Origin of the sequence: Streptomyces sp. NPDC046197 (assembly GCF_040646295.1) — a bacterium.
Taxonomy (GTDB): Bacteria; Actinomycetota; Actinomycetes; order Streptomycetales; family Streptomycetaceae; genus Streptomyces.
Genome location: NZ_JBEYZY010000011.1, coordinates 76672 through 100044, shown reverse-complemented (window position 1 = coordinate 100044; position 23373 = coordinate 76672). Strand labels below are relative to the sequence as shown.

The following is a 23373-nucleotide window of genomic DNA, read 5'->3' as shown; positions in this document are numbered from 1 at the left end:
ATGCGGGCGCGATCCGGCCGGTCACGCGGTGGGGCTCCGGCCCGGCTCTCCGGTATCGCCTCCCTCGCCGCCGGATTGTCCGGTCCGGCCCGCGCGGCTGATGCCGGGCAGGGCTCGCACCACGTCGGAGGGAAGGGCGAGGCCCTCCTCCGTGGACGGGTCGACCGCCAGCCACAGATCGTCCGGCGGCCAGTTGGCGGCCAGCTCGGCGACCGGGATCGTCACGGCCTGGGTCGGGTCGGCCCCGGCCGCCTCCAGCGAGGCCCGGGAGGTGAAGACGGGGATGAACCGCTTGCCCTCCTGTTCGATCACCGGCAGGGTGATCGCGCCCTCGGGGACCTCGTCCCCGTCTTCGGACGGCGCCGCCTGTGGAACCATCACCAGTGCGTCGGCGAGGGCGAGCAGAGCGGCCTGGGTGTCGTTCTCGTGGGGGTTCTCGGTGCTCATGGGCTGTTCTCCTGTCGGCGATGATCACCGGACGGTCCCCGAGTGCCTGCATTCCACCCACCCAAAACAGGACAGACCAGATCTATCAGCCGACGCGGTGCCCGTTCTCCAGTTCCGCCGTGCCACAGCCCTCGGCGAGTACGTCGAGGCCGGCCAGGACCCGGCGGCCCAGGGCACCCGGCAGATGCGCGGTGAGCTCCTCACGCGGAACGAGCCGCCAGGACAGCAGCTCCTCCTCCTGAAGACGGATCGCCTTCAGGTCGTCCTCGGCGAGGACCCCGCCGTCGTAGAGATACGCCACCAGGGGCGGGCGTCCCCTTCCGTGCACCCAGTCGACCGCGAGCAGCCGGCCCAGCTCGACGTCCAGCCCGATCTCCTCCAGCGTCTCGCGGCGCGCGCCCTGACGGGGAGTCTCACCGTCGTCGGACTCGACGGTGCCGCCCGGAAGCGCCCATCCCTCACGGTAGTTGGGCTCGACCAGCAGCACCCTGCCCTCCGCGTCGCGGAACAGGGCGGCGGCACCGGCGAGTACGCGGGGCAGGCCCGCGATGTACGTGGCGAAGTCTGGAGTATTCGGAGCGGTCACCCTGGAAGAGTATCCAGCTCCCCGGCCGCACGAGCGGATCACGCGTCCGGGAGGCCCCCACAGGAAGGTCGCTGCACCTCTGCCTGCGCCGCTGCCTCCGCCCCCGCTTCCGGCTGTGCGCCCGCCCTTCCGTTCGTCCGGGCCGCCGCCCCCGGCGCTGCCTTCGCCTCCGCATCGGGTTCCGTCTCCGCCAGCCGCAGGGTCCGGGCCGCCAGCTCGCTGATGTGTATGCCGTCGAAGCCGAAGAACGCGCTGCGGACGGTGTCCTCCAAGGGGTCCTTCCACTGGGCAGGAATGGCGTCCGCGCCCGTCAGGACACCCGCCACCGAGCCGGCCGTCGCGCCGTTGGAGTCGGTGTCCAGACCGCCCCGGACGGTCAGCGCGATGGTGCGGGTGAAGTCGCCGTCGCCGTACAGCAGACCGCCGGTGAGCACGGCGGCGTTCGGGATGGTGTGGATCCAGCCGAGGCCCGCCGTCTCGTCCGCGACCGTGCTGAGCGTGTCCTCCCACGGCATCCGGGTCTCGTGCAGCGAGACGACCCGGCGCACGGTGCGGGCCAGACGGCTGCTCGCCGGGATCACCGTCAGCGCGGTGTCGACGGCGCTGCGCACGGTCGGGGCCGTGAACGCCGCCGCGATCAGCGCCGCCGCCCACATCGCCCCGTACACCCCGTTGCCGGTGTGGGACAGCACCGCGTCCCGGCGGGCGAGCGAGGCCGCGCGGCGCGGGCGGCCGGGGCTGGTCCAGCCGTAGATGTCGGCCCGGATCAGGGCGCCGATCCACTCCTGGTACGGGTTGTCGTACGTGGCCGTGAGCGGCGGCTTGAGGCCGTTGGCGAGATTGCGGTACGCGGCCCGCTCCGCGGTGAACGTCTGCAGATACGGCAGCCGCAGCAGCCACAGGTCGCCGACCTGCTCGGTGCTGAAGCCGAAGCCGTGTGTCTCCAGCAGGTCCAGGCCGAGGATCGCGTAGTCGACGTCGTCGTCACGGCAGCTGCCGTGGATGCGGCCCCGGACGCAACTGCGCCACTCGGGGCGCAGCTCGGGACCGTCGTCGTCGCCGCCGGCCGGCTCCGGAAGGTAGTCGGTGAGCGGCAGCGCGGCGGCCTGTCGCAGGTAGCGGTCGATACGGCCGCGCGTCCACACCTCGCCCTGCTCGACCGGCTTGCCGAGCATGTTGCCCGCGATCCGGCCCAGCCAGCCCCCGAGGATGCGGTCGGCGAGCCCTGGCTCAGTGCCCACAGGGGTCATAGCACCGGTTTACCCAAATCCGGGGGCCACCGTGCGGGACTTGCCATGGTCTTATCGCGGTCGGGCCGTGGTCTTCTCAGGGTCCGGTCGGGGCATGACGGCGGCGGCGGTCTCCGGTTAGGGTCGCAGCGGCGCGACTGGCCCCGACGTGCGCGGGGCCCGGAGAGCAAGGGGAATGCAAGGTGGCGGAGGCTGCAGAGCGCGGACCCGCGACGGCACGGCGGGTGCTCGTCGCCGCGGACAAGTTCAAGGGGTCGCTGACGGCCGTGCAGGTCGCACGGTGCGTGACGGCCGGACTGCGCCGGGTCGTGCCGGATGTCGAGGTGGAGGCGCTGCCCGTCGCCGACGGCGGCGACGGGACCGTGGACGCGGCGGTCGCGGCCGGGTTCGAGCGGCGCGAGGTGCGGGTCGCCGGGCCCCTCGGTGACGAGGTGACGGCCGCGTTCGCACTGCGCGGTGACACGGCGGTCGTGGAGATGGCGGAGGCCAGCGGGCTGCAGCGGCTGCCGTTGGGCGTGTTCGCACCGCTCACGGCGTCCACGTACGGCTCCGGAGAACTGCTGCGGGCGGCGCTGGACGCCGGGGCCCGGACGATCGTGTTGGGCGTCGGCGGGAGCGCCACGACGGACGGCGGCGCCGGGATGCTGTCCGCGCTGGGGGCGCGGTTCCTGGGCGCCGACGGGGAGCCGATCACTCCTGGCGGTGGCGGGCTCGCGGAGCTCGCCCACGCGGACCTGTCCGGACTGGACCCGCGGTTCGCCTCCGTCGACCTGGTGCTGGCCGGCGACGTCGACAATCCGCTGACCGGACCCCAGGGCGCGCCGGCGGTGTACGGGCCGCAGAAGGGGGCCGCGCCGGACGACGTCCAGGCGCTGGACGCGGCGCTCGCGCACTACGCGAAGGTGCTGCAGGGGGCGATCGGGGCCAGGGCGGCCGAGTACGCGGTGTCGCCCGGGGCCGGGGCCGCGGGGGGTATCGGTTACGGGGCACTGATCCTCGGGGCGCGTTTCCGGGCCGGGATCGAGGTGATGCTCGAGGTGCTGGGATTCGCGCCGGCGCTGGAGCGGGCGTCGCTGGTGATCACCGGGGAGGGTTCGCTGGACGAGCAGACGCTGCACGGCAAGGCGCCGGCCGGGGTCGCCGCGGCCGCGCGGGCGGCGGGCAAGGAGGTCGTCGCGGTGTGCGGGCGGCTGGCACTGGCGCCGGAGGCGCTGGCGCTGGCCGGGATCCGGCGGGCCTACGCGCTGACGGAGGTCGAGCCGGACGTGGCGAAGTGCATCGCCGAGGCGGGAGCGGTTCTGGAGCGCGTGGCGGAACGCATCGGCCGGGATCTGCTGGTCTGACACTGGGATCTGGTGGTGTGACGCCGGGGCCTGCTGGTGTGACGCCGGGGTCTGCTGGTGTGACGCCCGGGGGCCTGCTGGTCCGCCGCCCGGATCAGGGCTGGTCCGACCTGCGTTTCGCCCGCCCGGCCCACACGGTCGGGGCAGGGGCTGCCCGGGCCCCGGGGCTTCGCCCCTCCGGCCCGGTGGCGGTGGCCACGTTGCGGGCGCGGGTCGGGCCGGACGTCGACGAACCGCGGCTGCAGGACCTGGTCGGAGAGCTGTCGGTCCGCAGTGACCGCTTCCGCCGGCTGTGGGGCCGCCACGACGTGCTGCCCCGGAGCGGTCTGGTGAGGCGGCTCAGCCATCCGCGGGTCGGCGACATCGAGCTGCACTCGGACAAGCTGTCCATTGACGGTACCCGGTACCGAGGGGCTCACCCTCGTGGTCTTCCACGCGGAGCCCGGGACCCGCAACGCCGAGCTGCTGCGGATCCTGGGCAGTCTCGCCGCCTCGCGGGGCGACGCGGCGCCGCACCAGCCCGATCACCCCGAAGTGGCCGATCACCCCCGGACACCCCACCGGACCCATGGGCCGGATGCACCGCATGCACCGCATGCACCGCATGCACCGCGGGAACCGCATGTACCGCGGGAACCGCATGTACCGCGGGAACCGCATGTACCGCGGGAACCGCATGTACCGCAAGAACGCCCATAGCCGCCAAAGGGCCCCGAACCTCAAGGTTCGGGGCCCTTCCCGTCGTGTGACCGCGGCGTCGTCGGCGGTCGCCGCTCGCGCTACGGCAGCTGCGCCGCCCGCGCCTCGCGCCGGGTGTCGCGGAAGTTGTTCACCCGGCGGGCCGTGGCGAACAGCGGGATCACCGCGCCCATGACCAGCTGCAGCGCGCAGCCGGTCTGCAGGAGGAGCTGGCCGCTCGGGGCGTCGAGGGCCCAGGCCGCCAGCAGCCCCATCGACAGCACGATCCAGGACAGCATCGCCACCGCGAGGCGGCCCCGCGGTTTCGGGTATTCGACCCGGCTGACCATGAGCCAGGCGGTGCCCAGGATTGCCAGCAGCGTGGCCACGAAGGGCAGCTCCAGCAGCACGATCGAGACCACGGTGAGCGCGCCGAAGGGCGAGGGCATGCCCTGGAACATGCCGTTCGTCGGCGTCACGCACGAGAAGCGCGCGAGTCTGAGGACCACGGCGAGCAGCACCACGATCGCGCCCAGTGCGGCCATCCGCTGGTGCGCGTCGTCCGCGACCATGCCGTAGACGAGGACGAAGTACGCCGGGGCCAGACCGAAGCTGATCAGGTCCGACAGGTTGTCCAGCTCCGCGCCCATCGGCGAGGAGCGCAGCTTCCTGGCCACCAGGCCGTCGAACAGGTCGAAGACCGCGGCGCACAGCATCAGGATGACCGCCGTGGCGGCGCTGTGCCGGGCCATGCCCGCGGACTCGTCGTTCCCGGTCAGGTGGGGGATCAGGATGCCGGTGGTGGTGAAGTACACCGCCATGAAGCCGCACGTGGCGTTGCCCAGGGTGAGGGTGTCCGCTATCGACAGGCGGAGCGAGAGGGGCATCTCCTCCTCGTCGTCCACCTCGTCGGCCTCGGGCACCCAGCCCGCCTGTGTCTCGGGATCAATCACGGTCAATGCGAGTCACCCCAGCCACGGTCTTCTGGCCGACCTCGACCGCGACCTCGACGCCCTCGGGGAGGTAGAGGTCGACGCGCGAGCCGAAGCGGATCAGACCGATCCGGTCGCCCTGCTCGACCTTGGTGCCCCGCGGGATGTAGGGGACGATGCGGCGGGCCACCGCGCCGGCGATCTGGATCATCTCGACGTCGCCGAGCTCGGTGTCGAAGTGCCAGACGACCCGCTCGTTGTTCTCGCTCTCCTTGTTGAACGCCGGAACGAAGCCACCGGGGATGTGCTCGACCGACGTGACCGTGCCGGAGAGCGGGGCGCGGTTCACGTGGACGTTCAGCGGACTCATGAAGATCGCGACGCGCGTGCGGCCGTCCTTCCACGGCATGATGCTCTGCACCACACCGTCGGCGGGGGAGATGACCCGGCCCTGGGCGATCTCGCGCTCGGGATCACGGAAGAACCACAGCATCCCCGCCGCGAGCGCGGTGGCGGGGACGGCAACGGCCTTGGCGGCACCCGAGCGGCGGGCACGGGCCAGGCTGAGGGCTGCGGTGGCGACGGTCGGGAGAAGCCACGGCGATGCTCCGCGCGCGAGGCGTGTGCCGACCAGGCTGTCGCGTGGTGCAGAGGTTTGGCTGTGGGGCATGGATGACCTTCGTAGCGGATGATGCCGCGCTCTGACGGGGGACGGCGGCTTTCCGGCGATCGTAGCGGCTAAGGCCCGCAACTGGGTAAGTCGAGCAGTCGAGTCGGCGGGGGATGACCGCTGACGGGGTGTGATCTTCTTCTCGAAGAAAACACCCCGTGTCCGGACATTCAGCCCTGGAACCGATACTCTTCGAGCAACCTGCGGCCAATGATCATTTTCTGGATCTCGGCGGTGCCTTCACCGATGAGCAGCATCGGGGCCTCGCGGTAGAGGCGCTCGATCTCGTACTCCTTGGAGAATCCGTAGCCGCCGTGGATCCGGAAGGCATCCTCGACGACCTCCTTGCAGTACTCGGAGGCGAGGTACTTTGCCATGCCTGCTTCAAGGTCGTTTCGTTCTCCTGAGTCCTTTTTGCGCGCTGCGTTCACCATCATCGCATGCGCGGCCTCGACCTTGGTGGCCATCTCCGCGAGTTTGAACTGGATCGCCTGGTGCTGGGCGATCGGCTTGCCGAAGGTGTGACGCTGCTGGGCGTACCGGACGCCGAGCTCGAAGGCGCGCTGAGCGACGCCGCAGCCGCGCGCGGCCACGTTGACGCGGCCCACCTCGACCCCGTCCATCATTTGGTAAAAACCTCGGCCCGTGACGCCGCCGAGCACCCGATCGGCCGGTACGCGCAGGCCGTCCATGATCAGCTCGGTGGTGTCGACGCCCTTGTAGCCCATCTTGTCGATCTTGCCCGGGATGGTCAGGCCGGGGCGGACCTCGCCGAAGCCGGGCTCCTTCTCGACCAGGAAGGTCGTCATCGACTTGTGCGGGGCGGTGCCCTCCGGGTGGCCTTCGTCGCTGCGGACGAGCACGGCCACGAGCGAGGACGTGCCACCGTTCGTCAGCCACATCTTCTGACCGGTCAGGACGTACTCGTCGCCGTCCCTGACCGCCTTCGACGTGATCGCCGACACGTCGGAGCCCAGAGCCGGCTCCGACATCGAGAAGGCGCCGCGGATGTCGCCGAGCGCCATCTTCGGCAGGAAGTGGTCCTTCTGCTCCTGCGTGCCGTGCTGCTTGAGCATGTACGCGACGATGAAGTGCGTGTTGATGATGCCGGACACCGACATCCAGCCGCGGGCGATCTCCTCCACGCACAGGGCGTACGTCAGCAGCGACTCGCCCAGACCCCCGTACTCCTCGGGGATCATGAGACCGAAGAGCCCCAGCTCCTTCAGGCCGTCCACGATCTGCTGCGGGTACTCGTCGCGGTGCTCCAGCTCGGTCGCGACCGGGATGATCTCCTTGTCGACAAAGTCCCGAACGGTGGAGACGATCTCCTGCTGGACGTCGGTCAGACCGGCGGTCTGGGCGAGGCGCGCCATTACTTCTCCTGCTGCTTCAACTCCGGGCGGCCGGGCTGCTCGCCGCCGCGCTCCTTGATGTAGGTCTCGGTGGGCACCATGACCTTGCGGCGGAAGACGCACACCAGGGTGCCGTCCTGCTTGTAGCCCTTGGTCTCGACGTAGACGATGCCGCGGTCGTTCTTCGACTTGGACGGCCACTTGTCGAGCACGGTGGTCTCGCCGTAGATCGTGTCGCCGTGGAAGGTCGGCGCCACGTGCTTGAGCGACTCGATCTCCAGGTTGGCGATCGCCTTGCCGGAGATGTCCGGGACGGACATGCCGAGCAGCAGGGAGTAGATGTAGTTGCCCACGACGACGTTCTTGCCGAAGTCCGTCGTCTTCTCCGCATAGTTGGTGTCCATGTGGAGCGGGTGGTGGTTCATGGTGAGGAGACAGAACAGGTGGTCGTCGTACTCCGTGACCGTCTTGCCCGGCCAGTGCTTGTACGTCGCCCCGACCTCGAACTCCTCGTAGGTCCGTCCGAACTGCATCGTGCTCAGGGCTCCTTAGTTGGCGGGGATCTCGAACTTGCTGGTGCGCTGCATGCCGGCGGCGCGTCCCTTGCCGGAGATGACCAGGGCCATCTTGCGGCTCGCCTCGTCGATCATCTCGTCGCCGAGCATCGCGGAGCCCTTCTTGCCGCCCGCCTCGGACGTGTAGTACTCGTACGCGTCCAGGATCAGCTCGGCGTGGTCGTAGTCCTCCTGGGAGGGCGAGAAGATCTCGTTGGCCGCCTCGACCTGGCCCGGGTGCAGCACCCACTTGCCGTCGAAGCCGAGGGCGGCGGCGCGCTGGGCGACCTCGCGGTAGCCCTCCACGTTGCGGATCTGCAGGTAGGGGCCGTCGATCGCCTGGAGGTTGTTGGCGCGGGCGGCCATCAGGATCTTCATCAGGATGTAGTGGTAGGCGTCCGCCGGGTAGCCGGGCGGCTGCTCGCCCACGACCAGCGACTTCATGTTGATGGACGCCATGAAGTCGGCCGGGCCGAAGATGATCGTCTCGACGCGCGGGGAGGCCTGCGCGATCGCGTTGACGTTGTTCAGGCCCTGCGCGTTCTCGATCTGCGCCTCGATGCCGATCTTGCCGACCTCGAAGCCCATGGTCTTCTCGATCTGGGTCAGCAGCAGGTCCAGGGCGACGATCTGCTGGGCGTCCTGCACCTTCGGCAGCATGATGCAGTCGAGGTTCTGCCCCGCGCCCTCGACCACCGTCACGACGTCGCGGTACGTCCACTCGGTCGTCCAGTCGTTGACGCGCACGACCCGCGTCTTGCCCGTCCAGTCGCCCTCATTGAGGAACTTGACGATGGTGTGCCGGGCCTCGGGCTTGGCCAGCGGCGCGCACGCGTCCTCCAGGTCCAGGAAGACCTGGTCGGCGGGGAGGCCCTGCGCCTTCTCCAGGAAGCGGGGGTTGCTTCCCGGGACCGCCAGGCAGGAGCGGCGGGGGCGAAGGCGGTTGACGGTCGTCATGCGGGGACCTCCAGGGGGTCGAGCTTGTTCGCTTTCCGGATCTCGTCGACGATGCGGCCGATGATGCCGGTGATGTCGAAGTCCTTCGGGGTGAACACCGCGGCCACTCCGGCGGCCCGCAGCTGTTCGGCGTCACCATTCGGGATGATGCCACCGGCGATCACCGGTATATCTGTGGCACCGGCCACACGCAGTCGCTCGAGCACGTCCGGCACCAGCTGCGCGTGCGAGCCGGAGAGGATGGACAGGCCGACCGCGTGCACGTCTTCGGCGAGGGCCGCGTCCACGATCTGCTCGGGGGTCAGGCGGATGCCCTGGTAGACCACCTCGAACCCGGCGTCGCGGGCCCGCACGGCGATCTGCTCGGCGCCGTTGGAGTGACCGTCCAGGCCCGGCTTGCCGACCAGGAAGCGCAGTTTGCCGACGCCGAGGTCCCGGGCGGTCAGGTCGACCCTGCGGCGGACCTGGGCCAGCGCGGTGCCCTCCTCGGCGGCCACCGCGACCGGTGCGGACGAGACACCGGTCGGGGCGCGGAACTCGCCGAACACCTCGCGCAGGGCCCCGGCCCACTCGCCGGTCGTGACCCCGGCGCGGGCGCACTCCAGGGTGGCCTCCATGAGGTTGTCGGTGCCCTTGGCCGCCTCCTTCAGCCGCTCCAGCGCCTTGCAGGGGCGGGGGTGGTTGAACGGCGGCTGGTAGCGGGTGTCCCGCCACTGCTGGAGCGAGGCGATGACGCGGGCCTCGACCGCCGGGTCGACCGTCTGGATCGCGGTGTCCAGGTCGGCCGTCAGCGGGTTGGGCTCGGTGCCCTCGAATATGTTGACGCCGATGATCTTCTCCCGGCCCGACTCGATCCGGGCCCGGCGCTCGGCGTGCGAGGCGACCAGCTGCGACTTCAGGTAACCGGACTCGACCGCGGCCATCGCGCCGCCCAGCTCCTGGATGTGGTCGATCTCGGCGAGCGCCGCCTCGACCAGCTCGTCCACCTTGGCCTCGATCACCTTCGAGCCCTCGAAGATGTCCTCGTACTCCAGCAGGTCGGACTCGTACGCCAGCACCTGCTGGATGCGCAGCGACCACTGCTGGTCCCAGGGTCGGGGCAGACCCAGCGCCTCGTTCCAGGCGGGCAACTGCACGGCACGCGCGCGTGCGTCCTTGGAGAGGGTCACGGCCAGCATCTCCAGCACGATCCGCTGGACGTTGTTCTCCGGCTGTGCCTCGGTCAGACCGAGGGAGTTGACCTGGACGCCGTAGCGGAAGCGGCGGTGCTTGGGGTTCTCGATGCCGTACCGCTCACGCGTGACCTTGTCCCAGATGCGGCCGAACGCCCGCATCTTGCACATCTCCTCGATGAAGCGGACGCCCGCGTTCACGAAGAAGGAGATGCGCCCGACGACATCGCCCATGCGCTCCTGCGGCACCTGGCCGCCGTCGCGCACGGCGTCGAGGACGGCGATCGCGGTGGACATCGCGTACGCGATCTCCTGCACCGGCGTGGCGCCCGCCTCCTGCAGGTGGTAGCTGCAGATGTTGATCGGGTTCCACTTCGGGATGTGGGAGACCGTGTACGCGATCATGTCCGTCGTCAGGCGCAGGCTCGGCCCCGGCGGGAACACGTGCGTGCCGCGGGAGAGGTACTCCTTGACGATGTCGTTCTGGGTCGTGCCCTGGAGCTGGGTGATGTCCGCGCCCTGCTCCTCCGCGACGACCTGGTAGAGCGCCAGCAGCCACATGGCCGTGGCGTTGATCGTCATCGAGGTGTTCATCTGCTCCAGGGGGATGTCCTGGAACAGCCGGCGCATGTCACCGAGGTGCGCGATCGGGACGCCGACCCGGCCGACCTCGCCGCGGGCGAGGACGTGGTCGGAGTCGTAACCGGTCTGCGTCGGCAGGTCGAACGCCACCGACAGACCGGTCTGGCCCTTGGCGAGGTTGCGCCGGTACAGCTCGTTGGACGCCTCGGCCGTGGAGTGGCCTGCGTAGGTACGCATGAGCCACGGCCGGTCCCGGTCCCTCTGCGCCTGCGACGACTCCCGCCGCTGGTCAGCAGGCTGACGCTCTGTCATTTATGACCTCCGCCGTCCTCAGATGTTCCGGAAGCGGTTGATGGCGTCGATGTGCTTGGCGCGCATCTCCTCGTCGCGCACGCCCAGGCCCTCCTCGGGGGCCAGGCAGAGCACGCCGACCTTGCCCTGGTGGACGTTGCGGTGCACGTCGTGGGCCGCCTGGCCGGTGTTCTCCAGGGAGTAGACCTTCGACAGGGTCGGGTGGATCTTGCCCTTGGCGATGAGCCGGTTGGCCTCCCAGGCCTCACGGTAGTTGGCGAAGTGCGAGCCGATGATGCGCTTCAGCGACATCCACAGGTAGCGGTTGTCGTACTCGTGGTGGTAGCCCGAGGTCGAGGCGCAGGTGACGATGGTGCCGCCCTTGCGGGTGACGTACACGGAGGCGCCGAAGGTCTCGCGGCCCGGGTGCTCGAAGACGATGTCGACGTCCTCACCGCCGGTGAGCTCGCGGATGCGCTTGCCGAAGCGCTTCCACTCCTTGGGGTCCTGGGTGTGCTCGTCCTTCCAGAACCGGTAGTCCTCGGCGTTGCGGTCGATGATCAGCTCGGCGCCCATCCTGCGGCAGATCTCGGCCTTCTGGTCGCTGGAGACCACACAGATCGGGGTGGCGCCACCGGCCAGGGCGAACTGGGTGGCGTAGCTGCCGAGGCCGCCGCTGGCGCCCCAGATCAGGACGTTGTCGCCCTGCTTCATCTGGGCGCCGTTGCGGGAGACCAGCTGGCGGTAGGCGGTGGAGTTGACCAGGCCGGGGGCCGCGGCCTCCTCCCAGCTCAGGTGGTTCGGCTTCGGCATCAGCTGGTTGGACTTGACCAGGGCGATCTCCGCCAGGCCGCCGAAGTTGGTCTCGAAGCCCCAGATGCGCTGCTCGGGGTCGAGCATGGTGTCGTTGTGGCCGTCGGAGGACTCCAGCTCGACGGACAGGCAGTGGGCGACGACCTCGTCACCGGGCCTCCAGGCGTTGACGCCGGGGCCGGTGCGCAGGACGACGCCCGCGAGGTCGGAACCGATGATGTGGTACGGCAGGTCATGGCGCTTGGTGAGCTCCGAGACCTTGCCGTAGCGCTCCAGGAAGCCGAAGGTCGACAGCGGCTCGAAGATCGAGGTCCACACGGAGTTGTAGTTGACCGAGGAGGCCATGACGGCCACCAGGGCCTCGCCCGGGCCCAGCTCGGGCAGCGGCACCTCGTCCAGGTGCAGCGACTTGCGCGGGTCCTTCTCGCGGGTGGGCATGCCCGCGAACATCTCCGTCTCGTCCTTGTGCACGGTGATCGCACGGTACGACTCGGGGAGCGGCAGAGCGGCGAAGTCGGCGGACGTGGAGTCCGACGACTGGATCGCGTCCAGGATGTCCTTCACGGTCACGGTGTTGCCTCCGGCGATGAGCGGCCCGGGGAGGGGCGCTGAGGGTTACGTCGGTGCTGCTGAGGGTTTGGTGAGGGTTTGCCGTCGGTTCGGCTGATGGTGTTTCGGCAGCGCTTTGTGGCGCGGGAGGTTGCCTGTGACGCAGGCGTCCGGGCGCGCAGGCCATTGGCTTGCTGGGACAGCCGGCGTGCGTACGGTCTCTGCACGCCGGCCGCCCGGACTCCTTCAACGTATGACACCCCGTGTCAGGTGGCAAGGCACTGAGTGCCAGGACTTTCTCTCAGATGAAATCTTTACGTAACAAATGAGCGATGATCGATCGAACGGGGTCTGTGAGCCGTACGAAAACGTGCTCCGACATGCCAAAACGGCCACCCCGTGGGGTGGCCGTTCTCACACCGGCCGGACGCCGGCCATCAGCACGCCGGACGGCGTTCAGCGGTCCTTCAGCGCCTCCTCGATGGTCCGCATGACCTCTTCCAGGGGCGCGTCGGTGCGGGCGACCGTCACCAGGACCTCGCCCTGCTGGGACACCGCCGCGGCGGCCTGTTTGGGCGCCGTGCCGGTACGGCCCGCCCCGATCCCGGTGCCGAACGTCTTGCGGACGATCGCGAAGGCATGGTCCAGCTGGGCCTCGACGTCGCCCTGACCGCCCGCCCGCAGCCATCTCCGCAGCACGTGGTTGTGGGCGGTGACCACGGCGGACGCGGCCACCTCGGCGAGCAGGGGGTCGTCGTTGGCGTCGTCGGCGTGCGCGTGCTCGTCGAAGTGGCCGAGCAGGTAGCGCGTGAAGAGGCGCTCGTAGCGGGCCACGGAGGCGATCTCCGCCTCGCGCAGCGTGGGCACCTCGCGGGTCAGCTTGTAGCGGGCGACCGAGATCTCCGGCCGGGCCGCGTACATCTTCATGACCTCCTTGATGCCCCGGCACACCGTGTCGAGCGGATGCTCGTGCGCGGGGGCGGCGTTGAGGACCGCCTCGGCGCGGATCAGGGTGTCGTCGTGGTCGGGGAAGATCGCCTCTTCCTTGGAGCGGAAGTGGCGGAAGAAGGTACGGCGGGCGACCCCGGCCGCCGCGGCGATCTCGTCGACGGTGGTCGCCTCGTACCCCTTGGTCGCGAACAGCTCCATCGCGGCGGCCGCCAGTTCCCGGCGCATCTTGAGCCGTTGGGCGGCGGCGCGGGAGCCTGCGGCACTTTCCGGCGCGTCGGACGTGGCTGGTGTACGTGAGGACCTGGCGGGCTGGGACATGACCCGAACGTACTGCATGTACGCAGCTTGGTGAGCATGTCCCCGGTTTCCCCCGCCCTCCGCGGGCGGCACGTCCCCGGGCCGCGAGGCGGGGGCGGAGTCGTGCCGGGCCGGCGGGGAGGGCGGGGGCGAGTCGGCCGGAGAAGGCGGGGGCGAGCGCCGCCGGGCCGGCGGGGCGTACCTGCCCGGGTCGAGCAGTCCGCCCCACTCCCGCTCCTCCCGGGACCAGTCGCCGGGACGTTCAGCGGCGGGCATATTCGCGGAAGCCGCGGCCCGTCTTGCGGCCGAGGCAGCCCGCGGCCACCAGATGCTCCAGCAGCGGCGCCGGGGCCAGGCCCGGGTCGCGGAACTCGCGGTGGAGCACCTTCTCGATGGCCAGCGAAACGTCCAGGCCGACGACGTCCAGCAGCTCGAAGGGGCCCATCGGGTAGCCGCCGCCGAGCTTCATCGCCGCGTCGATGTCGTCCAGCGACGCGTAGTGCTCCTGCACCATCTTGATCGCGTTGTTGAGGTACGGGAACAGCAGGGCGTTGACGATGAACCCGGCCCGGTCGCCGCAGTCGACGGCGTGCTTCCTGATCTTGGCGCACACCTCGCGGACCGTGGCGTGCACGTCGTCGGCCGTCAGCACCGTACGGACCACCTCGACCAGCTTCATCGCCGGCGCCGGGTTGAAGAAGTGCATGCCGATCACGTCCTGCGGACGCGAGGTGGCCCGGGCGCAGGCGACCACCGGCAGCGAGGAGGTGGTGGTGGCCAGGACCGCACCCGGCTTGCAGACCTTGTCCAGGGTCGCGAACAGCTGCTGCTTGACCGCCAGGTCCTCGGCGACGGCCTCGACGGCCAGGTCCACGTCGGCGAAGTCGTCGTAGGTGCCCGTCGCGACGATCCGGTCCAGGGTCTGCGCGGCGGCCTCGGCGGTCAGCCGCCCCTTGTCGACAGAGCGCGAAAGGGACTTGCCGATACGGGCCTTGGCGGCCTGTGCCTTCTCCTCGCTGCGGGCGGCGAGCACGACCTGGTACCCCGCCTTGGCGAACACCTCGGCGATCCCGGAGGCCATCGTGCCCGAACCCGCCACACCGACGGAGCGGACGGGACGGCCGGGCACCAGGGTGTCGCCCTCCAGCGGAGTCAGGGCGTCCCGCACCACGGTGCCGCTGCCCGGGGCGTCGTAGGTGTAGAAGCCGCGGCCCGCCTTACGGCCCGTCAGGCCCGCCTCGCTGAGCTGCTTGAGAATCGGTGCGGGGGCGTGGAGCCGGTCGTGCGACGCGGAGTACATGGCCTCCAGGACCGTGCGCGCGGTGTCGACACCGATCAGGTCCAGCAGCGCCAGCGGGCCCATCGGCAGGCCGCAGCCGAGCCGCATGGCGGCGTCGATGTCCTCGCGCGAGGCGTACTTCGCCTCGTACATCGCGGCGGCCTGGTTGAGGTAGCCGAACAGCAGCCCGTCGGCGACGAATCCGGGCCGGTCGCCGATCGCGACCGGCTCCTTGCCCAGTTCCAGGGCGAGGTCGGTGACCGCGGCGACGGCCTGCGGCGCGGTGAGCACCGAGGAGACCACCTCGGTCAGCTTCATCGCCTGCGCGGGGTTGAAGAAGTGCAGGCCGAGCACGCGCTCCGGGTGGGCCGAGTCGGCGGCGAGGCGGGTCACGGACAGCGCGTTGGTGCCCGTGGCCAGGATCGTCCCGGGCCGCACGATGCCGTCCAGCTCGCGGAAGATCTGCTGCTTGACCTCGTAGGACTCCGGCGCCACCTCGATCACGAGGTCGGCGTCGGCCGCGGCCCGGAGGTCGGTGGAGGTGCGCACGCGGGCGAGGACGTCCGCGCGCTCCTGTTCGGTCAGGCGCCCGCGCTCGACGGCACGGGCGGTGGCGGACTCCAGGGCGGCGACGGACTTGGCGGCCGCGGCCTCGCTGATGTCGATGCCGACGACCTCGCGGCCGGCCCGGGCGAGCACCTCGGTGATGCCGGTGCCCATGGTGCCGAGGCCGACGACGGCGATCGTCTTCAGGGGGGACAGAGGGGTGTCGGAGAGGGGAGTGGCCATCGCGGGACTCCAGGAATGAGGGTGACGACTGGGAGCGCGGCCCGGTACGCCGAAGGGCGCACCGGACGCGGAAGGAGTGCGGGTGTTGACGGGCTGCGAGCGCACACGCCCGGTGCCGTTCGCCGCGGGCGCTCACGCGCCCTGGGCAGCGGCTGGACCGACCGGCTCTGTCCCGGAGCCGAGTCGTACTGAGGTACGCGGTGTACCGAACCGACAACACTCGCGGCGGCTGCGTCACCAGGCCACTGCGAGGCGGTGCGAGTGGGTAACTCGCTCGTCTGAGCTTAACCCGTGGGTAACGAGCGCGCCAGCCCCCGAGTTTGTGATGTAGGTCCCGTGTCTGCGGCAACCCCTCTAAGCTGGGCTTCGTGGACGAAGAGTTGCGATCACTAACGGAGCGTCTACGGCAGGAGTCGGGCGGTTCGGCGGCTTACGAGCATCTGGCGGCGACGGAGGACCTGGACGAGCTGGCCGATGTGCTCACGGCTCCGGGGCAGCCGTTGTGGGCCCGGGAGGTGGCCGCGTTCCGGCTGGGGCTGGCGGGTGACCGGCGGGCCTTCGAGTCCCTGGTGCTTCTCCTCAACCACCGCGACCCCCAGCGCTGTGCCTCCGCCGCCCACGCCCTGGCCCGGCTCGGCGATCCTCGTACGGCCCGCGCGGCGGCCGCCCTCGCCACCAACGAACTGCGGGTGGCCTACGCCCTCCATCCCGTACGGCTGCTGGTGGAGCTGCGCGCCCCCGAATCCGTGCCCGCGCTGATCGCCACCCTGGAGCGCCGGCTGCGTCCGCGCGACCCGTACCGGCGGGTGGCCCTCGCCTGCGTGGAGGGCCTCGGCACCCTGGGCGACGCCCGCGCCCGTCCCGTCCTCAACGAGGCCCTGGCCCACCCGACCCTCGCGGAGGCGGCGGTACACGCCCTGGCCAGAATCCCCAGGCCGAGGTGACGCGTCAGCCCCGCAGGATCTTGGTGTGGCGGACCTCGGGCACCGGGACCCCGTCCACCTCGAAGGACTCCGCGGCGCCGTCGGCTGCGAATCCCGCACGCTCGTAGAACCGGCGGGCCCGGGTGTTCTCCTCGAGGACCCAGAGGGCCATGCGCGCGTGCCCGGCATCCGCGCACCGCCGCACCGCCTCCGTCAGCAGGGCCCGCCCGACGCCCCGGCCCCACCGTTCCGGATGCACGTAGAGGGCGTACAACTCGGCGTCGGCGGTGCGTATTGCGCCGTCGCGGTACGGTCCGTGGCAGGCCCAGCCGGTGATCTCGCCGTCCAGTTCGGCGATCAGGTTCACCCCGTAGGCGTCGCCCCGCTCCCAGAAAGTGCGGCGTCGTTCGGCATCCTGGCGCACGCTGAGCGCGTCGAGGTAGGACTGCGGCATCAAGCCCGCGTAGGCGGTCTGCCAGCCCCGGACCCGGATCTCGGCGACGCGTTCGCAGTCGGCGAGCGCCATGTCCCGCACTCGCAGGCCCGTCATGCGTTCACCACCGCGAATGCCTCGATCCCCATCAGGAACCCGGGGCGGACCAGGGAGGTGACCCGGCCGGCGGAGGCGGCCGGGAGGTGGTCGTCGGGGACGGCAACTCCGTCGGGGGCGTGGAATCTGGTCGACTCGCTCATGCGTCCATGGTGGACCACGGGTCCGACAGTGCCCGCTCCTTGACGGGCCGTCGGGGCCGCACCGGGCGGCCCCGACGGCAGGCCGCTCAGTTGCGGAAGCCCACCAGCTCGTGGAGCGTGGCGCCGTGAGAGGTGGCGAAGGCGGTCGAGGTGGCCGACATCGCCTTCGTGCTCTGCGGCTTGGGGTCGGGCAGCTTCTGGCACACCGCGTCCGCGTCACTGTGGTGGCCGCGCGGCACGGCGCCGTTGGTCAGGTACGTCGCCAGGTACTTGTCCAGGCAGGCGTTCCCGCTCAGTGTGATGCCGTGGTTCCCGCCACCCTGCTCGACCACCAGGCCCGAGCGTGCCAGCAGGTGGTGCACCGTGACACCGCCCTGGTACGGGGTGGCCGCGTCGTCGGTCGCCTGGAACAGCAGCACCGGCGGCAGCTTGCTGTTGGCGATGTTCAACGGATGCTGACGCTGCGCGGAGGCCGGCCAGAACGCGCACGGCGCGTTGTACCAGGCGTTGTTCCAGGCCATGAACGGGGCCTTGTCGTACACCGCCCAGTTGTCCTTGCGCCACTGCTGCCAGTCGCGCGGCCAGGAGGCGTCCCGGCACTGCACGGCCGTGTAGATGCTGTAGCCGTTGTCGCCCGAGGCGTCGACCGCGGCGAGCGCGTCGTAGGCCTGGATCAGCGGGGTGGAGTTCCGGTCGTTGACGTAGGCCGCGAACGCCTGTGCGAGAGCGGGCCAGTAGCCGTTGTAGTAGCCGCCCGGGATGAAGGTGTCCTCCAGCTCGGAGGCCCCGACCTTGCCGCCCGCGGGCTTCTTGACCAGCGCCGCCCGCATCGCGTACCACTTTGCCTCGACGCCGGCCGGGTCGGTGCCCAGCTTGTACGTCGCGTTGTACTTGGCGACCCACGCCATGAAGGCCTGGTGCCGGTCGTTGAAGGCGTAGTCCTGCTGGATGTTGTCGTCGTACCAGACACCGGTCGGGTCGACGATCGAGTCCAGGACCAGGCGTCGCACCCGCTCCGGGAAGAGCTTGGCGTACACCGCGCCCAGGTAGGTGCCGTAGGAGTAGCCGAAGTAACTGATCTTCTGCGCGCCGAGGGCCTGCCGGATGGAGTCCATGTCCGTGGCGGCGTCGACCGTGTCGATGTGCGGCAGCAGGCTCGCGTACTTGGTGCCGCAGGCGGCGGCGAAGGACTGCACGCGCGTGAGGTTGGCCTTCTCGATCGCGGGCGTGCTCGGCAGCGAGTTCGGGCGCACCGGCTTGAAGTAGCCGGGCTTGCAGTCCAGGGCCGGCTTGCCGGCGCCCACCCCGCGCGGATCGAAGCCGATGACGTCGTACTGGGACGCGACCGTCTTGGGCAGCGAGGAGGCGACGAATCCGGCGAGCGTCAGGCCGCTGCCACCGGGGCCGCCCGGGTTGACCAGCAGCGGTCCCTGGGAGGTCGTCGCGGTGTGCGGGACGCGGGACAGCGCCAGCGTGATCTTCTGTCCGGACGGGTGCCGGTAGTCGAGCGGTACCTGCAGGGACCCGCACTGCAGGGTCGGATAGGCGGTGGTGCCGCACTTCTTCCAGGCGACCTTCGCGGCCTGAGCGGTGACGGCGGTACGGGACGTGCTCGCGTCGGCGGGGACGGCCGTGAACGATCCGGCCACGACGACGGCGGCGCCGCACAGCACGGCAGCGCGTTTTCTCATACGTGCTCCCAGGACGGAGAGGCTGCGGACCGCGAGTCTCGTGGTCCTCGCCGCATCGTCCCGGAAAGGCCTCCTGGAAGAACGCGTTCCGGCAATTCTTGACCCAATTGGGTCGCGGGATGCCCTCGAACGATCTCAGATGAGCGTGAGTTGGGTGGGTTCCGACAGTGCGCGCGGGGCCGGCTCGGGCGGCCGGATACGCCGCGGCATCCCCGCGCGCGTGGGACCGATGCCGTACTCCCGTGCCAGGTCGTGGACCTGACGGGTGATCCGGCGCTGGTACCACTTCGGGGCGTAGGCCCCCTCGGCGTACAGCCGCTCGTAGCGGCGGACCAGGTGGGGGTGGTGCTGCCCGAGCCAGGACATGAACCACTCGCGAGCGCCGGGCCGCAGATGCAGCGTCAGCGGGGTGACGGACGTGGCCCCGGCCGCCGCGATGGCCCGTACGGTGGCGCGCAGTTGGGCCGGGTCGTCGCTCAGGAAGGGGATCACCGGGGCCATCAGCACACCGCAGCCGATGCCGTGCTCGCCCAGGGTGCGGACGACGTCCAGGCGGCGCTCGGGTGAGGGCGTGCCCGGCTCGACGGTGCGCCACAGCTCGGTGTCGGTGAAACCCACGGAGACCGAGATGCCGACGTCCGTGACCTCGGCCGCCTGCTTCAGCAGGTCGAGGTCCCGCAGGATCAGGGTGCCCTTGGTCAGGATCGAGAAGGGGTTGGCGTGGTCGCGCAGGGCGGCCAGGATGCCCGGCATCAGGCGGTAGCGGCCCTCCGCGCGCTGGTAGCAGTCGACGTTGGTGCCCATCGCGATGTGCTCGCCCCGCCACCGCCGCGAGGCCAGCTGGCGGCGCAGCAGGTCCGGGGCGTTCACCTTGACCACGATCTGGGTGTCGAAGCCGATACCCGTGTCGAGGTCCAGATAGCTGTGCGTCTTGCGGGCGAAGCAGTACACGCACGCGTGCGTGCAGCCGCGGTAGGGGTTCACCGTCCACTCGAAGGGCATGCGCGAGGCACCCGGCACCCGGTTGATGATCGAGCGCGCCCGGATCTCGTGGAAGGTGATCCCGCGGAATTCCGGCGTGCCGAAGGTGCGGGTGGTCACCGCGTCCGCGCCGAACAGCGCGGCGTCGGCCCGGCCGTGTCCGGCGTCCCCGGTGGCCCCGCTGTCGACGGTGAGGTTCTCCCAGCGCATGACGCCTCCTCGGTAGGCCCTGGCCACAGAATAGAACACGTGTTCCCTTGATCGTGCGGGTGACCGCGTGGGTGACCGCGCGGGCGCCATTTCCGATCGCCGGACGCACCCCGGGCGATCACTTGCGAGACCCCGATTTGGGTGGCCGTACGGCGGGGTGGTTGGCTTGCCCCAACCCCGAGAACGGATGTCCTGGAGGAACTCATGGCGCAGGTGGAAGCCACGACCGAGCGGGTCGTCACGGCGGACGCGGAGAAGGTGTTCGACGCCCTCGCCGACTACAGCGGCACCCGCGAGAGGCTGCTGCCCGAGCACTTCAGCGAGTACGAGGTGCGCGAGGGCGGAGACGGCGAGGGCACCCTCGTCCACTGGAAGCTCCAGGCGACCAGCAAGCGGGTCCGCGACTGCCTCATGGAGGTCAGTGAGCCCACGGACGGCGAGCTGGTGGAGAAGGACCGCAACTCCTCGATGGTCACCACCTGGCGGGTGACTCCGGCCGGCGAGGGCAGGTCCCGGGTCGTCGTCAGCACGACCTGGAAGGGCGCCGGCGGCATCGGCGGCTTCTTCGAGAAGACCTTCGCGCCCAAGGGTCTCGCCCGGATCTACGACGCGATGCTGGCCAGGCTTGCGGCCGAGGTCGAAAAGTAGGACCTGTCGTACGGCGGCGCCCAACAGGGCTGACCTCAGGGGCTGTTGAAGCTTCCCTGGTCCGGGTGGATCTCCTGTTCGACCGGACGTGTGCCGTAACTCGTCGCGCTTGTTCGTAGTTGTCGCCTTATGCGGGAATTGTGCGGCAAGCGCGACGAGGAGAGCGGTACATGGGCGGGATCACTCTGGTGAAGGACGAAGCGGCCGCCGTGCCCCGCGAGCTCCCTGCCGCCGCACCGAAACGGACGGCCGAACCGAGCCCGCGCCGGGTGCTGTTGGTGTTCTTCGGGCTCATGCTGGCGCTGCTCCTCGCCGCCCTGGACCAGATGATCGTCGCCACCGCGCTGCCGAAGGTGGTCGGCGAGCTGCACGGCCTGGACAGGATGTCCTGGGCGATCACCGCCTATCTGCTCACCGCCACCGTCGGACTGCCGGTCTACGGCAAGCTCGGCGACCTCCTCGGCCGCAAGGGCGTCTTCCAGTTCGCCATCGTGGTCTTCGTGGCCGGCTCCGCGCTCGCCGGCCGGGCGCAGAGCATGGACCAGCTGATCGCCTTCCGTGCCGTCCAGGGCGTCGGTGCGGGCGGACTCATGACCGGCGTACAGGCGATCATCGCGGACATCGTGCCGCCCCGCAGGCGCGGCCGGTTCATGGGTCTCATCGGCGCCGCGTTCGGCCTCGCCTCCGTCGCCGGACCGCTGCTCGGCGGCTACTTCACCGACCACCTCTCCTGGAGATGGTGCTTCTACGTCAACGTGCCCTTCGGCCTGGTCACGCTGGCCGTCGTCACGGCCGTGCTGAAGCTGCCGAAACCCGTGACCAGAGCCCGCCTCGACCTGCCGGGGGCCCTGCTGCTCGCGGCGGCCTCGACCTGCCTGGTGCTGCTGACCAGCTGGGGCGGCCACGAGTACGCCTGGGGCTCACGCGTCGTCGTCGGCCTCGGCGCGGGCGCCGCGGTGACCGGCGTGCTCTTCCTGGTCGCCGAGCGCTTCGCGGCCGAACCCCTCATCCCGCTGCGGCTGTTCAGGGACTCCGTCTTCAACGTCAGCGGCCTGGTGGGCCTGGTCGTCGGCGTCGCGCTGTTCGGCGCCGCCGGCTACCTGCCGACCTTCCTGCAGATGGTGGACGGTGCCTCGGCCACCGAGTCGGGCCTGCTGATGCTGCCCATGATGGGCGGCGTCGTCGGGGCGTCCATCATCTCCGGGCAGCTCATCAGCCACACCGGCCGCTACCGGATCTACCCGGTCCTCGGCTGTGCCCTGTCCGCCCTCGGCATGTGGCTGCTGTCCCGGCTGCGGGTCGACACCCCGCGCCTCCACTACAGCGTCTGGATGGCGGTCCTCGGCACCGGAATCGGCCTGGTGATGCCGGTCCTGATCCTCGCCGTACAGAACTCCGTACGGCCCGCCGACCTCGGCACCGCGACCAGTGCCAACAACTACTTCCGGCAGATCGGCGGCAGCGTCGGCGCCGCGGTCTTCGGCACCCTGTTCGCCGGCCGGCTCACCGACGCCCTGAAGGAACGCGTCCCCACGCGCGCGGACGCGCCGCTCCCCGACGCCGAGTCCATCACCCCGCAGCTCGTGCACGCGCTGCCCCCGGCCCTGCGCGACGCCTACGTACAGGCGTACGCCGACGCCATGCCGCGCATCTTCCTCTACCTGGTACCGGTGCTCGCCCTCGGCCTGGTCATCGCCTTCTTCTTCAAGGAGACCCCCCTGGTGAACAGTTCCGCGCCCCACAACGCCCCAGCCCCCGGCCGGGCCGCCCAGCCGCACGCCACCGTGCCGCCGGCCCGCTCGCCGCATGCCGTCGGCGTCCCCGTCTGCGGCACGGTGCAGCACGCCGACGGCACCGTGGTGCCCCGCGCGGCGCTCACCCTCATCGACGTCACCGGTGTGCAGATCGGGCGGGGCGCGAGCGGCGAGGACGGGCGGTACGCCCTGGCCACGCCAGGGTCGGGGCCGTACGTGCTGATCGCCGCGGCCGGCGGCCACCAGCCGCAGGCGGTCTCGGTCACGGTCGGCGAGCGGCCCGTCGAACTCGACGTCGTCCTCGGCGGCGCGGGCCGCCTCGCGGGCAGCGTGTGCACCGCGGACGGCACCCCCGTGCGGGACGCCACCGTCACCCTGACCAACGTGCACGGCGAGGTCGTCGCCACCACCCGCAGCGGACGTGAGGGCGGCTACGTCATCACCGAGCTGGTCGCCGGGGAGTACACCCTCGCCGCCAGCGCGCCCGCGTACCGCCCGGCCGCGCTGCCGGTCAGCGTGCAGGCCTCGCGGGAGACGCGCCAGGACGTCGAGCTCGCCGGCGGCGCCGTGCTGCGTGGAACCGTGCGGACGAGTGGCGGACGGGCCGTGGAGGACGCGCGCGTGACGCTGCTGGACGCCGCGGGCAACGTCGTCGACACGCTCACCACGGGCCCCGACGGAACGTTCAGGTTCGTCGACCTGTCCTCCGGCGAGTACACCGTGATCGCGGCCGGCTACCCACCGGTGGCCACCGTGCTGCAGGTGGCCGGCGGGGGCCGCACGGAACGGGATCTTCAGCTGGGGCACGAGGACTGAGCCGTTCCGGCGGGGGCGCGGCGTACTCGTCGGTTCGCCTCCGGTGTGCGCCGGTGCGCGCCCCGACTCCAATTCCGGCATTGCCACACATCGCAACCGGCCGGCGCCGTACCGTGGTGGACGGGGAACAGATCTTGTGCAGCCGTGGGGAGAGAGGGCCTG

The 23373-nt window shown here is 70.6% G+C and carries 20 protein-coding genes and 1 pseudogene; 5 read left to right on the top strand and 16 right to left on the bottom strand.

Annotation, left to right across the window (positions count from 1 at the left end; all coding sequences use genetic code 11):
* Positions 1 to 21: 21 nt before the first annotated feature.
* The 3 genes from AB0A61_RS17640 to AB0A61_RS17630 form a co-directional block, all read right to left on the bottom strand.
* Entirely contained in the window at positions 22 to 447 is a 426-nt protein-coding gene (locus AB0A61_RS17640) for an SseB family protein (protein WP_361292611.1), read from the bottom strand.
* Between the two features lie 85 nt (positions 448 to 532).
* A complete protein-coding gene (locus tag AB0A61_RS17635) occupies positions 533 to 1033 on the bottom strand; it encodes an NUDIX hydrolase (protein ID WP_361292609.1) in 501 nt (166 codons plus the stop codon).
* Between the two features lie 38 nt (positions 1034 to 1071).
* Positions 1072 to 2283, bottom strand: coding sequence for an ADP-ribosylglycohydrolase family protein (locus tag AB0A61_RS17630; RefSeq protein WP_361292607.1), 1212 nt, complete (start codon positions 2281 to 2283; stop codon positions 1072 to 1074).
* A gap of 224 nt (positions 2284 to 2507) precedes the next feature.
* On the opposite strand from AB0A61_RS17630, the gene AB0A61_RS17625 reads away from it, so the two are divergent.
* Together AB0A61_RS17625 and AB0A61_RS17620 are read left to right on the top strand one after the other, a co-directional pair.
* A complete protein-coding gene (locus tag AB0A61_RS17625) occupies positions 2508 to 3626 on the top strand; it encodes a glycerate kinase (RefSeq protein WP_361292830.1) in 1119 nt (372 codons plus the stop codon).
* Complete coding sequence (locus AB0A61_RS17620; protein WP_361292605.1) at positions 3557 to 4375, top strand: hypothetical protein; 819 nt, start codon at positions 3557 to 3559, stop codon at positions 4373 to 4375. Before AB0A61_RS17625 ends, AB0A61_RS17620 begins: the two co-directional genes overlap by 70 nt.
* Before the next feature lie 30 nt (positions 4376 to 4405).
* Here AB0A61_RS17620 and pssA read toward each other — a convergent pair whose 3' ends face one another.
* The 9 genes from pssA to AB0A61_RS17575 all read right to left on the bottom strand — a co-directional run bounded on the left by pssA (position 4406) and on the right by AB0A61_RS17575 (position 15495).
* Positions 4406 to 5227: a CDP-diacylglycerol--serine O-phosphatidyltransferase gene (pssA, locus tag AB0A61_RS17615; RefSeq protein ID WP_361292828.1), complete on the bottom strand. Its 822-nt coding sequence runs from the start codon at positions 5225 to 5227 to the stop codon at positions 4406 to 4408.
* Positions 5228 to 5249: 22 nt separating this feature from the next.
* Positions 5250 to 5906, bottom strand: a complete 657-nt coding sequence (locus tag AB0A61_RS17610; RefSeq protein ID WP_361292603.1) for a phosphatidylserine decarboxylase — start codon at positions 5904 to 5906, stop codon at positions 5250 to 5252.
* 170 nt (positions 5907 to 6076) lie between these two features.
* Positions 6077 to 7282 carry an acyl-CoA dehydrogenase family protein gene (locus AB0A61_RS17605; RefSeq protein ID WP_361292601.1) on the bottom strand — a complete coding sequence of 402 codons (1206 nt, stop codon included), beginning with the start codon at positions 7280 to 7282 and terminating at the stop codon, positions 6077 to 6079.
* On the bottom strand, positions 7282 to 7794 hold the full coding sequence (locus AB0A61_RS17600; protein WP_019757884.1) for a MaoC family dehydratase: 513 nt from the start codon (positions 7792 to 7794) through the stop codon (positions 7282 to 7284). The genes AB0A61_RS17605 and AB0A61_RS17600 overlap by 1 nt, the downstream gene beginning before the upstream one ends.
* A 15-nt stretch (positions 7795 to 7809) precedes the next feature.
* Entirely contained in the window at positions 7810 to 8772 is a 963-nt protein-coding gene (locus tag AB0A61_RS17595; protein WP_361292599.1) for a CoA ester lyase, read from the bottom strand.
* Positions 8769 to 10838 (bottom strand): protein meaA, encoded by a 2070-nt coding sequence (locus AB0A61_RS17590; RefSeq protein ID WP_361292597.1) that lies wholly within the window; start codon positions 10836 to 10838, stop codon positions 8769 to 8771. Before AB0A61_RS17590 ends, AB0A61_RS17595 begins: the two co-directional genes overlap by 4 nt.
* 18 nt (positions 10839 to 10856) lie before the next feature.
* Positions 10857 to 12194, bottom strand: a complete 1338-nt coding sequence (gene ccrA / locus AB0A61_RS17585; protein WP_361292826.1) for a crotonyl-CoA carboxylase/reductase — start codon at positions 12192 to 12194, stop codon at positions 10857 to 10859.
* A 441-nt stretch (positions 12195 to 12635) separates the two neighbouring features.
* Positions 12636 to 13448, bottom strand: a complete 813-nt coding sequence (locus tag AB0A61_RS17580; protein WP_361292595.1) for a TetR family transcriptional regulator — start codon at positions 13446 to 13448, stop codon at positions 12636 to 12638.
* 241 nt (positions 13449 to 13689) lie between these two features.
* Positions 13690 to 15495, bottom strand: a complete 1806-nt coding sequence (locus AB0A61_RS17575; protein WP_361292593.1) for a 3-hydroxybutyryl-CoA dehydrogenase — start codon at positions 15493 to 15495, stop codon at positions 13690 to 13692.
* A 368-nt stretch (positions 15496 to 15863) separates the two neighbouring features.
* Here AB0A61_RS17575 and AB0A61_RS17570 point away from each other — a divergent pair, with 368 nt between their 5' ends.
* Entirely contained in the window at positions 15864 to 16439 is a 576-nt protein-coding gene (locus tag AB0A61_RS17570) for an adenylosuccinate lyase (protein WP_361292591.1), read from the top strand.
* A 4-nt stretch (positions 16440 to 16443) separates the two neighbouring features.
* Here AB0A61_RS17570 and AB0A61_RS17565 read toward each other — a convergent pair whose 3' ends face one another.
* From AB0A61_RS17565 to AB0A61_RS17550, 4 genes and pseudogenes are all read right to left on the bottom strand, one after another.
* Positions 16444 to 16968 carry a GNAT family N-acetyltransferase gene (locus AB0A61_RS17565; protein WP_361292589.1) on the bottom strand — a complete coding sequence of 175 codons (525 nt, stop codon included), beginning with the start codon at positions 16966 to 16968 and terminating at the stop codon, positions 16444 to 16446.
* Positions 16965 to 17069 (bottom strand): annotated as a pseudogene (locus AB0A61_RS17560) (RidA family protein); the annotation flags it as partial. The pseudogene AB0A61_RS17560 and the gene AB0A61_RS17565, both read right to left, overlap by 4 nt.
* Before the next feature lie 128 nt (positions 17070 to 17197).
* Positions 17198 to 18802, bottom strand: a complete 1605-nt coding sequence (locus AB0A61_RS17555; protein ID WP_361292587.1) for an alpha/beta hydrolase — start codon at positions 18800 to 18802, stop codon at positions 17198 to 17200.
* Positions 18803 to 18937: 135 nt separating this feature from the next.
* The gene (locus tag AB0A61_RS17550) at positions 18938 to 19993 is read right to left on the bottom strand and encodes an Rv2578c family radical SAM protein (protein WP_361292585.1); all 1056 of its coding nucleotides are present in this window, start codon (positions 19991 to 19993) and stop codon (positions 18938 to 18940) included.
* 204 nt (positions 19994 to 20197) lie between these two features.
* Here AB0A61_RS17550 and AB0A61_RS17545 point away from each other — a divergent pair, with 204 nt between their 5' ends.
* Positions 20198 to 20641, top strand: a complete 444-nt coding sequence (locus AB0A61_RS17545; RefSeq protein WP_361292583.1) for an SRPBCC family protein — start codon at positions 20198 to 20200, stop codon at positions 20639 to 20641.
* Positions 20642 to 20811: 170 nt separating this feature from the next.
* Complete coding sequence (locus AB0A61_RS17540; RefSeq protein WP_361292581.1) at positions 20812 to 23211, top strand: MFS transporter; 2400 nt, start codon at positions 20812 to 20814, stop codon at positions 23209 to 23211.
* Positions 23212 to 23373 lie beyond the last annotated feature (162 nt).

What these genes read in the sequence shown, in the direction of transcription:
- AB0A61_RS17575 (WP_361292593.1), bottom strand. Translation starts at nt 15,495, where the DNA reads ATGGCCACTCCCCTCTCCGACACCCCTCTGTCCCCCCTGAAGACGATC.
- AB0A61_RS17550 (WP_361292585.1), bottom strand. Translation starts at nt 19,993, where the DNA reads ATGCGCTGGGAGAACCTCACCGTCGACAGCGGGGCCACCGGGGACGCC.
- AB0A61_RS17555 (WP_361292587.1), bottom strand. Translation starts at nt 18,802, where the DNA reads ATGAGAAAACGCGCTGCCGTGCTGTGCGGCGCCGCCGTCGTCGTGGCC.
- AB0A61_RS17605 (WP_361292601.1), bottom strand. Translation starts at nt 7,282, where the DNA reads ATGGCGCGCCTCGCCCAGACCGCCGGTCTGACCGACGTCCAGCAGGAG.
- AB0A61_RS17630 (WP_361292607.1), bottom strand. Translation starts at nt 2,283, where the DNA reads ATGACCCCTGTGGGCACTGAGCCAGGGCTCGCCGACCGCATCCTCGGG.
- AB0A61_RS17540 (WP_361292581.1), top strand. Translation starts at nt 20,812, where the DNA reads ATGGGCGGGATCACTCTGGTGAAGGACGAAGCGGCCGCCGTGCCCCGC.
- AB0A61_RS17565 (WP_361292589.1), bottom strand. Translation starts at nt 16,968, where the DNA reads ATGACGGGCCTGCGAGTGCGGGACATGGCGCTCGCCGACTGCGAACGC.
- AB0A61_RS17580 (WP_361292595.1), bottom strand. Translation starts at nt 13,448, where the DNA reads ATGTCCCAGCCCGCCAGGTCCTCACGTACACCAGCCACGTCCGACGCG.
- AB0A61_RS17590 (WP_361292597.1), bottom strand. Translation starts at nt 10,838, where the DNA reads ATGACAGAGCGTCAGCCTGCTGACCAGCGGCGGGAGTCGTCGCAGGCG.
- AB0A61_RS17595 (WP_361292599.1), bottom strand. Translation starts at nt 8,772, where the DNA reads ATGACGACCGTCAACCGCCTTCGCCCCCGCCGCTCCTGCCTGGCGGTC.
- AB0A61_RS17610 (WP_361292603.1), bottom strand. Translation starts at nt 5,906, where the DNA reads ATGCCCCACAGCCAAACCTCTGCACCACGCGACAGCCTGGTCGGCACA.
- AB0A61_RS17600 (WP_019757884.1), bottom strand. Translation starts at nt 7,794, where the DNA reads ATGCAGTTCGGACGGACCTACGAGGAGTTCGAGGTCGGGGCGACGTAC.
- AB0A61_RS17545 (WP_361292583.1), top strand. Translation starts at nt 20,198, where the DNA reads ATGGCGCAGGTGGAAGCCACGACCGAGCGGGTCGTCACGGCGGACGCG.
- AB0A61_RS17640 (WP_361292611.1), bottom strand. Translation starts at nt 447, where the DNA reads ATGAGCACCGAGAACCCCCACGAGAACGACACCCAGGCCGCTCTGCTC.